This window comes from Aromatoleum evansii, from assembly GCF_012910805.1.
Classification (GTDB): domain Bacteria; phylum Pseudomonadota; class Gammaproteobacteria; order Burkholderiales; family Rhodocyclaceae; genus Aromatoleum; species Aromatoleum evansii.
The window spans coordinates 1-13,037 of sequence record NZ_WTVK01000021.1 but is presented as its reverse complement, the minus strand read 5'-3'; the positions used below and the strand labels follow the sequence as shown (position 1 = coordinate 13,037).

12 protein-coding genes are annotated in these 13,037 nt (G+C 62.9%); 9 read left to right on the top strand and 3 right to left on the bottom strand.

The genetic code is table 11. The features are described from left to right. From GO615_RS12480 to coq7, 3 genes are read left to right on the top strand one after another with little or no spacing between them, the layout of a single operon-like run. A complete protein-coding gene (locus GO615_RS12480) occupies positions 1-588 on the top strand; it encodes a DUF3501 family protein (protein WP_169128447.1) in 588 nt (195 codons plus the stop codon). Continuing rightward, complete coding sequence (locus GO615_RS12475; protein WP_169128446.1) at positions 585-1,109, top strand: CNP1-like family protein; 525 nt, start codon at positions 585-587, stop codon at positions 1,107-1,109. Before GO615_RS12480 ends, GO615_RS12475 begins: the two co-directional genes overlap by 4 nt. A 23-nt stretch (positions 1,110-1,132) precedes the next feature. Next, positions 1,133-1,750 (top strand): 2-polyprenyl-3-methyl-6-methoxy-1,4-benzoquinone monooxygenase, encoded by a 618-nt coding sequence (gene coq7 / locus GO615_RS12470; RefSeq protein ID WP_169128445.1) that lies wholly within the window; start codon positions 1,133-1,135, stop codon positions 1,748-1,750. Positions 1,751-1,810: 60 nt separating this feature from the next. Here coq7 and GO615_RS12465 read toward each other — a convergent pair whose 3' ends face one another. Further along, a complete protein-coding gene (locus GO615_RS12465; protein ID WP_169128444.1) occupies positions 1,811-2,230 on the bottom strand; it encodes an OsmC family protein in 420 nt (139 codons plus the stop codon). Between the two features lie 506 nt (positions 2,231-2,736). Further along, a complete protein-coding gene (locus GO615_RS12460) occupies positions 2,737-4,185 on the bottom strand; it encodes a tryptophanase (RefSeq protein WP_169128442.1) in 1,449 nt (482 codons plus the stop codon). 247 nt (positions 4,186-4,432) lie between these two features. Here GO615_RS12460 and rplM point away from each other — a divergent pair, with 247 nt between their 5' ends. The 4 genes from rplM to erpA all read left to right on the top strand — a co-directional run bounded on the left by rplM (position 4,433) and on the right by erpA (position 6,870). After that, positions 4,433-4,861, top strand: coding sequence for a 50S ribosomal protein L13 (gene rplM, locus GO615_RS12455; protein WP_076601387.1), 429 nt, complete (start codon positions 4,433-4,435; stop codon positions 4,859-4,861). A gap of 13 nt (positions 4,862-4,874) precedes the next feature. Further along, on the top strand, positions 4,875-5,267 hold the full coding sequence (gene rpsI / locus GO615_RS12450; protein ID WP_169128440.1) for a 30S ribosomal protein S9: 393 nt from the start codon (positions 4,875-4,877) through the stop codon (positions 5,265-5,267). A gap of 132 nt (positions 5,268-5,399) precedes the next feature. Next, positions 5,400-6,428, top strand: coding sequence for an N-acetyl-gamma-glutamyl-phosphate reductase (gene argC / locus GO615_RS12445; RefSeq protein WP_169128438.1), 1,029 nt, complete (start codon positions 5,400-5,402; stop codon positions 6,426-6,428). Positions 6,429-6,519: 91 nt separating this feature from the next. Beyond that, positions 6,520-6,870: an iron-sulfur cluster insertion protein ErpA gene (erpA, locus tag GO615_RS12440; protein WP_018988795.1), complete on the top strand. Its 351-nt coding sequence runs from the start codon at positions 6,520-6,522 to the stop codon at positions 6,868-6,870. A gap of 68 nt (positions 6,871-6,938) precedes the next feature. On the opposite strand, the gene GO615_RS12435 is transcribed toward erpA, so the two are convergent. Continuing rightward, positions 6,939-8,261, bottom strand: coding sequence for a M23 family metallopeptidase (locus GO615_RS12435; RefSeq protein ID WP_169128436.1), 1,323 nt, complete (start codon positions 8,259-8,261; stop codon positions 6,939-6,941). Positions 8,262-8,331: 70 nt separating this feature from the next. Between GO615_RS12435 and tyrS the strand changes: the two genes are divergently transcribed. Both tyrS and GO615_RS12425 read left to right on the top strand, forming a co-directional pair. Further along, positions 8,332-9,531, top strand: a complete 1,200-nt coding sequence (tyrS, locus tag GO615_RS12430) for a tyrosine--tRNA ligase (protein WP_169128434.1) — start codon at positions 8,332-8,334, stop codon at positions 9,529-9,531. 189 nt (positions 9,532-9,720) lie between these two features. Continuing rightward, positions 9,721-12,708 carry an EAL domain-containing protein gene (locus GO615_RS12425; protein WP_246262259.1) on the top strand — a complete coding sequence of 996 codons (2,988 nt, stop codon included), beginning with the start codon at positions 9,721-9,723 and terminating at the stop codon, positions 12,706-12,708. Positions 12,709-13,037 lie beyond the last annotated feature (329 nt).

Below are 13,037 nucleotides of genomic sequence, written 5' to 3'. Positions count from 1 at the left end.
ATGAACGCCATTTCCCGCGATAGCCTCCTCAGCCTCGAAGCCTACGCGCGCGCGCGGGCGGACTTCCGCAGCCGCGTCATCGCGCACAAGAAGGCGCGCACGCTGCATCTCGGCGAGCACATCACGCTGATCTTCGAGGACGAACTCACGATCCGCTATCAGATCCAGGAGATGCTGCGCATCGAACGCACCTTCGAGGAAGCCGGAATCCGGGACGAACTCGATGCCTACAACCCGCTCGTTCCCGACGGCAGCAACTGGAAGGCGACGATGATGATCGAATTCTCCGCCGAGGATCGGCGGCGACAGTGGCTAGCGCGCCTTATCGGGGTCGAACGCCATGTCTGGGTGCGCGTCGGAGATTGCGAACCTATCTTCGCGATTGCGGACGAGGACCTGGAACGCGACAATGGCGAAAAGACGTCCGCGGTGCACTTCCTCCGCTTCGAACTGCCGCCCGCGCAGATCCGCGCCCTGCATGCAGGCGCCGCGCTCGCGGTTGGCGTCGATCATCCCGCCCTCACGGCGGTCGTGGAACCCGTACCCGACGCGATCCGGCAATCCTTGTGTGGAGACCTGCGAGCTTGACGCTGCTGCATCCCATTGTCCGCGGGGGCCTCCTGGCCCTCGTCTGTTTTTCGGCCCCGGCAGTCGCCGGGCTACTCACCGACCCCGATCCCGAGTGGAAGGAGGGCGAGCACACGCTGCCCGCGCCGCCGCGCGACGCCGCCCTGCGCGAGTTCTTCGTCAGCAGCGCATCGCCCAACCACTTCTACATCGATGAAGACAGCCTCGTCGTCGCGGAAGACGGCGTCGTTCGCTACACGCTGGTGATCCGTACCGCGGGCGGTGCGACGAACGTCACCCACGAAGGCATCCGCTGCGCCGGCGGTACCTGGCGCCTGTATGCCACCGGCCGCGCCAACGGCCAATGGACCGCGGCGCGCGACGAGGAATGGAAGCCGATCATCGACAACGCCTACAACCGCCCGCGTGCGGCGCTGTCCGAAGACCACATCTGCGACGGCCCGGTGCCGCCGCGCAACCGCGACGAAGTCCTGAAGCGGCTGCGCGGCGAAGCCAGCACCTTCATGAAATCGGGAAAATAAGCCTGCGGACCGAGGAAAAAACAATGGATCAGCTCATCGTCGAATTCGACAAGGCCCTGCGCACCCTGTTCGCCCCCGCGCGCTCGGTGCGCCCCGTCCCCGGTGGCGACATGCCCGATACCGCGCTCAGCGACGCCCAACGCGATCACGTCGCCGGCCTCATGCGCGTCAATCACTGCGGCGAGATCTGCGCCCAGGCCCTCTATCAGGGGCAGGCCATCATGTCCCGCGATGCCAGCGTGCGGCGCGAACTGGAGCAGGCCTCGAACGAAGAGACCGAGCATCTCGCCTGGACCGAACAGCGCATCGCCGAACTCGGCGGGCGCAAGAGCCTGCTGAACCCCCTCTGGTACGGCGGGTCGCTTGCCTTGGGAATGCTGGCGGGGCGCCTCGGCGACCGCTGGAACCTCGGGTTCCTCGCCGAAACCGAGCGCCAGGTGGAGGCTCACCTGCGCGGGCATCTCGACCAGCTGCCGGCCGAGGATCAGAAAACGCGCGAAATCATCGAGCAGATGAAAGTGGACGAGGCCCGCCACGCCGACACCGCGGTCGGTCTGGGGGCGCAAGAGCTGCCCGCGCCGGTGAAGGTCGCGATGAAGTTCATGGCGCGAGTGATGACGACCGCCGCGTACCGCGTCTGATCGGTGCGCTGGGGCAGGGGGCGGTCGCCCCCGCTCGGGTGCGTCTCGGCCCGAGCCTGCTTATTCCACGTCCACGATCGTCACTTCGTGGACCATCTCGGCCGTCTTCGCCAGCATGATCGACGCGGAGCAGTATTTCTCCGCCGACAGATGCACCGCCCGCTCGACCACCTCGCGCTTCAGCCCCTTTCCCGTCACGGTGAAGTGGAAGATGATGCGCGTAAATACCTTGGGATCGGTTTCCGCCCGTTCCGCCACCAGCTTCACCTCGCAATTGCGCACGTCGTGACGACCGCGCTGCAGGATCAGCACCACGTCGAACGCCGTGCACCCGCCAGCGCCCGCCAGCATCATCTCCATCGGACGCGGCGCGAGGTTGCGCCCGCCCGCCTCGGGGGCTCCGTCCATTGCGACGACGTGACCCGTGCCGGTTTCGGCAAGAAAGGTCATCCCGTCGACCCATTTGATCGTGCATTCCATCTTTGACTCCGTTGTCGGCTGGATTGGGGTCGCCATCGGTCGACCGGATGGCGATTCTACCGGAACGCCGGACGCGCCCGCCGGCTTCGTCAGGTGAGAATGCTGCAGTGCGGAAGAATGGGGCGGATAACTCTCAGGCGAGTCCTGACGGCATACGGGAGATACGCGGGAGTGGTTCGCTAAATTGATATGCGTCAATAAGTTGTGATTTTATAAGTGATGCTTATCTTTCGATTAAAACATTTATAGTGCGATGCACAAAAAAACCTTGCCACGAGAAGTTCGGCTGCGGATAATCGAAACCAGTCGGATCAATCAAGTTTCGTGATCCAAGCCGGTGTCTCCTCCACCCTCCTCCTTTGGTGTGGATTTAACGCAGTCCTATTAGGACTGCGTTTTTTTTGGTGTGCCCGAAGCGGGCTTCATGCCTGTCGATGCGTGAAGCTCCGGCGTGCTCGTCTGCGGCCGCGCCTTCCTGGCGGAAGTGGCGGCCGGGCAGGTCGAGGTCAGAGGCTGTCGCCCAGATCCGCGCGGAACTTCGTCACGAGCTTCTCCTGCCAGTCCGATACGGGCTTCAGGCGACCATAGAAGAAGCGCAGGATTTCCGGCTCCTCCGTGAACGCGAGGCCGCCGATGAGCCGACGGTTGGCGTACAGCCACTCCAGGCGGTCGATTGCATATTTGACCTGCGACAGCGTGAAGACCCGGCGCGGCAATGCCAGGCGAACGAGTTCCATGTTGGCGAAGATCTCGCGGCCGTCGGGTTCTCGCTGCTCCGACAGCGTCCCGCGCTCCATCCCGCGAATGCCGCCGGCGATATACAGCGCGGAAGCGAGCGCGCCGGCCGGGTACTCTGCCTGCGGGATGTGGTCCACGAACTTCATTGCATTGATGTGGCACCCCAATCCGCCTGCCGGCGTGATCACCGGGATATCGCGCTTCTGCAACTCGTCGACCATATAGGCGATGAATTGCGGCCCCTGGTTGATCACCTCCTCGTCCATCGTCTCCTCGAGTCCGACGGTGAGTGCCTCCATCTCGCGCACCGACATGCCGCCGTAGGTGAGGAAGCCTTCGTACAGCGGCACCAGCCCGCGCATCCGGCGATAAAGTTCCTCGCTGCGGATGCAGATGCCGCCGCCGCGGGCGCATCCGAGCTTGCGTGCCGAGAAATAAATGATGTCGCACTGGTCCGCGATCCGGCGCGTGATCTCGCGGATGCCGAGCGCCTTGCAGTCGGCTTCGCGCTGCTTGATGAAATGCAGGTTGTCCGCAAGCAGGCTCGCATCCAGCACCAGCAGCAAACCGTGCTCGTTGCAGATCTTCCGGATGTCGACAAGGTTCTGCAGCGAGAACGGCTGTCCGCCGATCAGGTTGGTGCCCGCTTCCATGCGCACGAAGGCGATCTTGTCCGCGCCGTGCAGGCCGATCACATCGCGCAGCTTGCCCGTGTCCATGTTGCCCTTGAACGGATGCACGCTGACGACTTCGAGCCCGGAGTCGGCGACCAGTTCTTCCACCGTGCCGCCGTTGAGCGTGATGTGCGCCTTGGTGGTGGTGAAGTGATAGTTCATCGGTACCACGGATCCCTTCGACACCAGCACCTGCGACAGGATGTTCTCGCATGCGCGGCCCTGGTGGGCAGGGAGGAAGTAGGGCATGCCGAAGATTTCCTGCAGCTTGCTCTCCAGTCGGGTATATGTGGCGCTTCCCGCATAGCTGTCATCGGCCACGAGCATCGCTGCCTGCTGCTGGTCGCTCATCGCATTCACGCCGCTGTCGGTGAGCATGTCCATGAAGACATCCGAGTTGCGCAGCAGGAAGGTGTTGTTCCCGGCCTCCGTGATCGCCGCCAATCGGCGCTCGATGGGCGGCAGCGCCAGTTTCTGGACGATCCGGACCTTGTGCATTTCCAGCGGGACGCGCTCTCCGCCAAAGAACTTCACTTCCGCCATACCCTTGTTCCTCCACTGTCTTCGGTCAAAAGTGCACTATTATTCATGCGAGATCCGCTGCGGCTTTGACCTGACACAAAAGTCGGCGACTTTGTCCGTGTCGATGGCGGATCCGGTCTTCCTGTATCATCACCCTCCTGGCGACCATCACACATCCTGATTTGACTTTCAGGTGTGCTTCCTATTACCATCACGAGCTTTCCGTTTATTGGCCTCTGCCCCAGGCCGGACAAGATCGAGGATTCGAATGAAAACGTTTTCTGCCAAGCCGCACGAAGTCAAGCGCGACTGGTTTGTTGTCGACGCTGCGGACAAGGTGCTTGGCCGGGTCGCCGCCGAGGTGGCTCGCCGTCTGCGTGGCAAGCACAAACCCATTTACACGCCGCACGTCGACACCGGTGACTTCATCGTCGTGGTCAACGTCGAGAAGCTGCGTGTCACCGGTAACAAGGCGCAAGACAAGAAGTACTATCGCCACACCGGTTTCCCGGGCGGAATCTACGAAACCAACTTCACCAAGCTGCAGCAGCGCTTCCCGGAACGTGTGCTCGAAAAGGCGGTGAAGGGCATGCTGCCGAAGGGGCCGCTGGGTTACGCCATGCTGAAGAAGCTGAAGTGCTACGCGGGTGCCGAGCATCCGCACGCCGCTCAGCAGCCCAAAGTTCTCGAGATCTGACAGGAGCCGATCAATGGCTGTGACTTACAACTACGGCACTGGCCGCCGCAAGACCGCGGTTGCCCGTGTTTTCATCAAGCCGGGCTCCGGCAACATCGTCGTCAACGGCAAGCCGCTGGACGAGTTCTTCTCGCGTGAAACCGGCCGCATGATCGTGCGCCAGCCCCTCACGCTGACCGAGAACGAAAACCGCTTCGACATCATGGTGAACGTCACCGGTGGTGGCGAGTCGGGTCAGGCGGGTGCCGTTCGTCACGGCATCACCCGTGCGCTGATCGAATACGATGCCGAGCTGAAGTCGGTGCTGCGCAAGGCTGGTTTCGTGACCCGCGACGCGCGCGAAGTCGAGCGGAAGAAGGTCGGTTTCCGCAAGGCGCGTCGCCGCAAGCAGTTCTCCAAGCGCTGATACCTTTCCCGGTATCCGCTGGACAAGAAGCCGCCCGCTGGGCGGCTTTTTGCTTTTGTGCCTGCAAAACGCACGGGCCAGGAATGAGATAATCAAAAACTGCATCGGGGATTGCCCCGCCAAGGAGAAAGCATGATCAAGGTAGGTGTCGTCGGCGGTACGGGTTATACGGGTGTCGAACTGCTCAGGTTGCTTGCGCGTCACCCCGGCGTTCAATTGCAGGCCATCACCTCGCGTGGCGACGCCGGCATGGCAGTGGCCGAGATGTTCCCGAGCCTCCGCGGACGCGTGGACCTGCGCTTCGTCACCCCCGCCGACGCCGAACTCGATCGTTGCGACGTGGTGTTCTTCGCCACGCCCAACGGCATTGCCATGCAGCAGGCGCGGGAACTCGTCGACAAGGGCGTTCGCGTCATCGATCTCGCGGCCGACTTCCGTATCCGCGACGTTGCCGAATGGCAGAAGTGGTACGGCATGACCCACGCCGCGCCCGAACTCGTGGCCGAAGCCGTGTACGGTCTACCCGAACGCAACCGCGAGCAGATCCGTTCCGCGCGCGTGCTCGCCAACCCGGGTTGCTATCCGACCGCAGTGCAGCTCGGATTCCTGCCGCTGATCGAGGCCGGAGTGGCGGATCTTTCGCACCTGGTCGCGGATGCCAAGTCGGGGGTCTCGGGCGCCGGACGCAAGGCCGAGGTGCACACGTTGTTTGCCGAGTCTGCAGATACCTTCAAGGCCTACGGTGTGCCGGGGCATCGTCATCTTCCCGAGATCCGTCAGGGTCTGGCCGGCATGGCGGGCAAGGCTGTCGGCCTGACCTTCGTGCCGCATCTCACGCCGATGATCCGCGGCATTCACGCCACCCTGTATGTCCGGCTGACGCAGGACGTGGACGTGCAAGGCCTGTTCGAAGCCCGCTATCGCGGCGAGCCGTTCGTCGATGTGATGCCGGCCGGCAGCCATCCGGAAACCCGCTCGGTGCGCGCAAGCAACATGTGCCGCATCGCGGTCCATCGCCCCCAGGGCGGTGACATCGTCGTCGTCCTGTCGGTCATCGACAACCTCGTCAAGGGGGCCGCCGGTCAGGCAGTGCAGAACATGAACATCATGTTCGGTCTGGACGAAACCCTGGGGCTCGATATCGTCCCCGTCAGCCCCTGACGGAACCAATCGGGGCGATAGCCACTCTCATTTTGACGAAACGCGTCGGGTGACGCATTATTTGAAAGTGCACACCCCTTCAGGAGATAACATGAGTACTGCAGTCGAAACGCCCGAACTGCTCGTCTTTACCGACAGCGCGGCGGGCAAGGTCAAGGAACTGATCGAGGAAGAGGGCAACCCCGAACTCAAACTGCGCGTCTTCGTCAGCGGTGGTGGCTGCTCCGGCTTCCAGTACGGCTTCACTTTCGATGAGGAAGTGAACGAGGACGACACGGCGTTCGAGAAGAACGGCGTCACGCTCCTGATCGACTCGATGAGCTACCAGTATCTCGTCGGCGCCGAGATCGACTATACGGAAGGGCTCGAAGGATCGCAGTTCGTGATCCGCAATCCGAACGCCACGAGCACCTGCGGCTGCGGCTCGTCCTTCTCGGCCTGACGCGGACGTTACGAAGAAAAAACGGGAGGCCTCGGCCTCCCGTTTTTTTTGGACTCCGTCCTCCCGGCTCAGTCCGCGCGCGCCACCGCTGTGCGATCGAGTAGCGCCAAGCGCTCGAGCAACGGCGCGGTCTCGCGACGGAAGCTTGCCAGTGCGTTGCCTCCGAGTGGCTGGGTCGTCGGCAGCGCGATCTTCATCGGATCGCGCGCCACTCCGTTTACGCGGATCTCGAAATGCAGGTGCGCGCCTGTCGACCATCCGGTGGAACCGACGTAGCCGATCACGTCCCCTTGGCGAACGCGCTGCCCCTTGCGCAGCCCCTTCGCGAAACCGTTGAGGTGTGCGTAGGCGCTTTCATAGCCGTCGCGGTGCTGTATCACCACTATGTTCCCGTAGCCGCCCTGGCCACCCGCGAACTCGACGATGCCGTTCGAGGCGGCCTTCACCGGCGTTCCCGTCGGTGCGGAGAAGTCCGTGCCCTTGTGCGCCTTCCAGCGCTTGTGGATCGGATGCATGCGCCCGCCGAAGTTGGACGAAATGCGCGAAAATTCGAGCGGATAGCGCAGGAATGCTTGGCTCAGCCCGCGCCCCTCGGGGGTGAAGTACGTATCGGCGCCGTCTTCGTCACGATGGAGCACGACCGTGTGGCGTTTGCCGTCGTTCACGAATTCGGCTGCGAGAATGCGGCCAGCCCCTGCCGGCATGCCCTGGTCGTGCAGGGATTCGTACACCACGCTGAAGCGGTCGCCACGACGCAAGTCACTGCTGAAGTCGATTTCGGTGCCGAAAATTTCCGCCAGTTTCGTCGCCACGCTGTCCGGGATGCCCGCTGCGTCGGTTGCACCGAACAGGGTCTGGCGGATCGTCCCCGAGCGCATCTCGACGTTCGTGGCGAGCGTCGCGGGGGTGCCCGTGCGCGACTCTAGGCCGGCAGCCGTCCGCTCCACGGTGTAGCGCTCGTCGCCGCCGGCGATCGGCAGGCTCAGCAAGGCGATCCTGCCGTCCGTGTAGACGGTCGCGAGAACCGACCGGCCCGCCCGCAGCTGTCTCTGGGCTTGCAGCCCCGCCGGCTGATTCAGGTAGTCGATGACTTGCTGATCGTTCGCGCCGATACGGCGAAAGATTGCCTGTATCGTGTCGCCGGGACGCACGCGTTCGTCGAACACGAATGGCAGGTCCGACGCGTCGGAGGGCTGAGGTGCGATCGGCCCGAGCCGTTCCACGACCGACTCGGTAGCGATGGATGTTGCGGGGGTTCCGGGAGGGACAGCCGTGGCGGCGACAACGCCCAGCAGCGAGGTGCCGACCAGTGCGCCGACGGCCCACCGCTTGCGCCCGGTGGGGAGGAGGCCGTTCAGATCGGCTAGAATCCTGACTTTTCGTGCCTGCATGGGATTTTCGGACAAAAAACTTCCGCGAGTTTAGCAAAGTTTCTTGTCGCCCCGTTGAATGGAGAGTTGCATGACTGATGTACAGGGAGCCCTCGAACTGATCAAGCGGGGTGCCGACGAGTTGCTGATAGAGGCCGAGCTGGTCGAAAAGCTCAAGTCCGGCCGCCCGCTCAGGGTGAAGGCGGGTTTCGATCCCACCGCGCCCGACCTGCACCTCGGCCATACGGTCCTCATCAACAAGCTGCGACACTTCCAGGATCTGGGGCATCAGGTGATGTTCCTGATCGGCGACTTCACCGGCATGATCGGCGATCCGTCGGGCAAGAACGCGACTCGTCCGCCGCTGTCGCGCGAGCAGATCATGGAAAACGCGCGCACCTATCAGGAGCAGGTGTTCAAGATCCTGGACCCGGAAAAGACCGAGATCTGCTTCAACTCCGCATGGATGGAATCCCTCGGCTCGGCCGGGATGATTCGGCTCGCTTCCCGCAGCACCGTTGCGCGCATGCTCGAGCGCGACGACTTCGCCAAGCGCTACGCTGCCACCCAGCCTATCTCCATTCACGAATTCCTGTACCCCCTGTGTCAGGGCTATGACTCGGTTGCGATGCGATCGGACATCGAACTCGGCGGCACCGACCAGAAGTTCAATCTGCTGATGGGGCGAGAGCTGCAGAAGCATGAGGGGCAGGTACCGCAGTGCGTCCTGATGATGCCGCTCCTCGAGGGGTTGGACGGTGTGAACAAAATGTCCAAGTCGCTGGGCAACTACATCGGTATCGCCGAAGGTCCGCGCGACATCTTCGGCAAGTTGATGTCGATCTCGGACGACCTCATGTGGCGGTATTACGAGCTCCTGTCCTTCCGCTCCACGAGCGAGATTGCCGCATTGCGCCGAGACGCCGAGACGGGGCGCAATCCGCGCGACATCAAGGTCATGCTCGCGATGGAGCTGGTCACCCGTTTTCACGACGCAGGGGCGGCCGAGGAGGCTCGTGCCGAATTCGAGGCACGCTTCCAGCGCGGAGTCCTTCCCGAGGACATGCCCGAGGTGAATGTCATGGCAGGCACCGAGGGCATGCCCGTCTTCCAGGTGATCAGGCAGGCCGGCCTGACCGGAACGACATCCGAGGCGATGCGCATGATCGAGCAGGGGGCGGTGCGTCTCGATGGGGAGCGTGTCGAGGACAAGGGCCTCGTGCTGCGCGCCGGGACGAGCGTGGTGCTGCAGGTGGGCAAGCGCAAGTTCGCGACCGTGCATCTGGGTTGACCGGCGGCTACCCTTCTCCAACGTGCCACGTCGGCTTGGTCGCGCCTTCGCAAACGTCATGTGTAAAATGATGTAAACGTGTTCTGATCCGGGCGGTGGTACCCGACCCTGTCCGGCTCGTTGCTCGCGCACCATCGGCTTGCGGTGCGCGCTTTATTGCGCCCCCTCTTGAAGGCAGGTTTCGCGACCATGAAGGTCCGGTCATTGTTCGGCATCGGCGCCAGCCTGCGCCCCGGCGTCCTGGGTGCGATCGTTTTTGTGCTTGCCCTTGGGGGGGCGGGGCTCTTTGTGGCCGAGTCCGAGCGCGAGAGCCTGCGCATCCGGCGTGCGGAGGTCGCCGATCAGAGCGGCGACAAGGCGCACGAGATCGAAAGTGCGGTTCGCCACGGTCTCACCGCAACCTACGCCCTGGCCGCGCTTGTGCGTCAGGGCAAGGGCGTGGTTCCTGACTTCGATGCCGTGGGAACGGAGATGCTGCGCTATTACCCCGGCGCAGACTCCCTGCAGCTCGCTCCCGGCGGGGTCATCAGGCAGATCGTCCCGCTTGCCGAGAACGCGCGTGCGATTGGACATGATCTGCTCGCGGATCCCGCCCGCAACAAGGAAGCGTTCCGTGCCCGCGACACCGGCGAGCTCACCCTTGCCGGGCCTTTCGAACTGATGCAGGGCGGTATCGGTGCGGTTGGCCGCCTGCCGGTGTTCCTCGACGACGAGAACGGCCGGCCGCGATTCTGGGGATTTACGACGGTCCTGATTCGCTTTCCCCAGGTTATTGCCAAGGCGCAGTTGCCCCAACTCGTCAAGCGCGGGCTCCACTACCAGCTCTGGCGCGTGCATCCCGATACCGGACTCAAACAGGTCATAGCAGCATCTTCGGACGAACCGCTCATCGATCCGGTGGACCGTGCCGTCATGATGCCCAATGGCGCGTGGACGCTCAGTGTCGCGCCAGTCGATGGCTGGACGCACAAGCCGGCGCTGGCGTTGAAGTTGTTCCTCGGATTCGTGTTCAGCGCACTGCTGGGATGGCTTGCGAAGCAGATGGGGGAGCTGAGGCGTCACCGGCACTTGCTGCAGACCCTGGTCGATGAGCGCACCTCCGCGCTTGCGGCACGCGAGTCGAAGCTGGGAGCCCTGATCAGTTCGCTGCCCGATCAATTGTTCGTGCTCGACGAGCCGGGGCGGATCGTCGAGGTCCATTCTCCCGATCCGGCGCTTCTCCCGCTGGCGCCAAGCGAGTTGCCGGGCCGGACTTATGGTGACGTCTTCCCGAAACCGGTTGCGCGCGCCGTTGCTGAAGCACTCGCGGCCATACGAAAGGATGGGCAGCGACACGAATTCGAGTACGCATTGGAACTTCCCGGCGGGCCCCGGCAGTTCAGTGCGTCGATGAGCCAGCTGTCGCGCAGCGACGGAGCGCCGGCCGGATTCATCGCACTCGTGCGGGACGTGTCGGACCGCAAGCTTGCCGAGGAGAAGATGCGCGAGGCGATGGTGGTCTTCGAGGCCTCCAGCCAGGGAATCATGACTGCAGATGCAGCAGGTGTGATTGCCTCGGTCAATCCCGCCTTCTGTTCCATTACGGGTTACTCGGCGGATGAGGTGGTCGGGCATACGCCGGCGATGTTCAAGTCCGGGCGCCATGATGCGGGCTTCTACAAGAATATGTGGACGACGCTGGAGACGACCGGGCGCTGGGAGGGCGAGGTCTGGAATCGGCGAAAGGCGGGCGACGTCTACCCGCAGTGGCTGACGATCTCCGCGGTGCGCGACGAGACCGGCAGGCTGATCAAGTACGTGTCGGTCTTCAGCGACATGACGCGGCGCAAGCAACGCGAAGAGGTCATCTGGCGACAGGCGAACTTCGATGCCCTGACCGGCCTCGCCAATCGCAACCTGCTGAACGACCGACTCGAGCGCGCGCTCGCGCACAGCCGCCGCACGGGCAAGAAAGCAGGTCTGGTGTTCCTCGATCTCGACGGCTTCAAGTGGATCAACGACACTCTGGGTCACGACCTCGGCGATGAGATGCTCGTCGAGGTCGCCGCAAGGCTAAAGGACTGCGTCCGCCAGCAGGATACCGTCGCGCGCCTTGGTGGGGATGAATTCACCCTTGTTGTCGACGACATCGACGGTGTCGAGGACTTGCAGACCGTTGGCGACAAGGTCTTGCGGGTCATTCGCGAGCCCTTCCAGCTTGCCGGCGCGAACCGTTACGTCTCGGGCAGCCTGGGTATTACCGTGTTTCCCGACGATGGCGACAACGTGCAGACGCTGCTGCGCAATGCCGATATTGCGATGTACCAGTCCAAGCAGCTGGGGAAAAACCGCTGCCAGTTCTATTCGCAGGACATGCAGGAGGCCGCTCGCCGGCGAGTCCAGCTGGAGGCAGAGCTGCGTGTGGCGATCGAGCGCCGGGAGTTCGTGCTCTACTATCAGCCCATCATCGATGTCGGCAGTGGCCGCGTGAGCGGCGCCGAGGCCCTCGTGCGCTGGCAGCATCCATTGCGTGGCCTCGTCAGCCCCGACGAATTCATCGCCATCGCCGAAGATACCGGGATGATCCTCCCGATAGGCGCGTGGGTGCTCGACGAAGCCTTGCGTCAGGCGAACGAATGGCTCGCACAGGGGCTGCCGATGCTTCGGCTCGCCGTCAATGTCTCTGGTGTCCAGTTTCGCGAGCAGGGCTTGTTCGAACTCATCGCGCAGGCCGCGCGCAAGCCCGGATTCGAGCGCATTCAGCTTGTTCTCGAGATCACCGAGTCCGTGCTCATGCAAAGCAGCGATGCCACTGAAGTCCTAATGCGCGAGATCCGCCAGCTCGGCGTCAATTATTCCCTCGATGACTTCGGTACCGGCTACTCGTCGCTTTCGTACCTGAAGCGCTTTCCTGTCGATCACGTGAAGATCGATCGCAGCTTTGTCAGTGACTGCCTCGAGGACGTCAACGACGCCCTCCTGGTCGAGGCAATCATCAACATGGCACACAGCCTCGGACTCAAGGTCACCGCGGAAGGTGTTGAAACCGAAGCGCAGCGCGACTTCCTTGGCGCGCGGCAGTGCGACTTCCTTCAGGGCTACCTGATCAGCGCGCCTTTGCCTGCGGACGATTTCCGCAGCTTCGTTCTTCGGCACGGGGCGGGTACCGGGCCGTCCGCTCAAGCGCCAAAGCCATGACGGAATCGCGCATTGTGTACCGCCGCCGGGAAAATGTTTTAAAGACGGGTTGACGCCGCATCCAGGCTCTATATAATTCGCGCCTCTTCAGCGCTGCAGCGGTTTCGAGGCAGCGGTGGGGAGAAGGAAAGAGGTGGTGGTGGTGCGGTGGCGGTGTATAAAATAAATCGCTGCGGTGCTTGACGAAGTGAAGCAAGTTTGTCAGAATCTCTTTCTCGCTGCTTCGGCGGCGGTTCTTTAAAAAATTGGACAACCGATAAGTGTGAGTGCTTGGTTGGCGCGACCGAGACTGCTTCGGCAGTTTTAATGTTGCAAAGATTGAGTGCTCA

Excerpts from the sequence above, each read along its gene's own strand:
- rplM (WP_076601387.1), top strand. The coding sequence starts at position 4,433 with ATGAAAACGTTTTCTGCCAAGCCGCACGAAGTCAAGCGCGACTGGTTT.
- GO615_RS12460 (WP_169128442.1), bottom strand. The coding sequence starts at position 4,185 with ATGGCGGAAGTGAAGTTCTTTGGCGGAGAGCGCGTCCCGCTGGAAATG.
- coq7 (WP_169128445.1), top strand. The coding sequence starts at position 1,133 with ATGGATCAGCTCATCGTCGAATTCGACAAGGCCCTGCGCACCCTGTTC.
- GO615_RS12465 (WP_169128444.1), bottom strand. The coding sequence starts at position 2,230 with ATGGAATGCACGATCAAATGGGTCGACGGGATGACCTTTCTTGCCGAA.
- GO615_RS12425 (WP_246262259.1), top strand. The coding sequence starts at position 9,721 with ATGAAGGTCCGGTCATTGTTCGGCATCGGCGCCAGCCTGCGCCCCGGC.
- argC (WP_169128438.1), top strand. The coding sequence starts at position 5,400 with ATGATCAAGGTAGGTGTCGTCGGCGGTACGGGTTATACGGGTGTCGAA.
- GO615_RS12480 (WP_169128447.1), top strand. The coding sequence starts at position 1 with ATGAACGCCATTTCCCGCGATAGCCTCCTCAGCCTCGAAGCCTACGCG.
- GO615_RS12435 (WP_169128436.1), bottom strand. The coding sequence starts at position 8,261 with ATGCAGGCACGAAAAGTCAGGATTCTAGCCGATCTGAACGGCCTCCTC.
- rpsI (WP_169128440.1), top strand. The coding sequence starts at position 4,875 with ATGGCTGTGACTTACAACTACGGCACTGGCCGCCGCAAGACCGCGGTT.
- erpA (WP_018988795.1), top strand. The coding sequence starts at position 6,520 with ATGAGTACTGCAGTCGAAACGCCCGAACTGCTCGTCTTTACCGACAGC.
- tyrS (WP_169128434.1), top strand. The coding sequence starts at position 8,332 with ATGACTGATGTACAGGGAGCCCTCGAACTGATCAAGCGGGGTGCCGAC.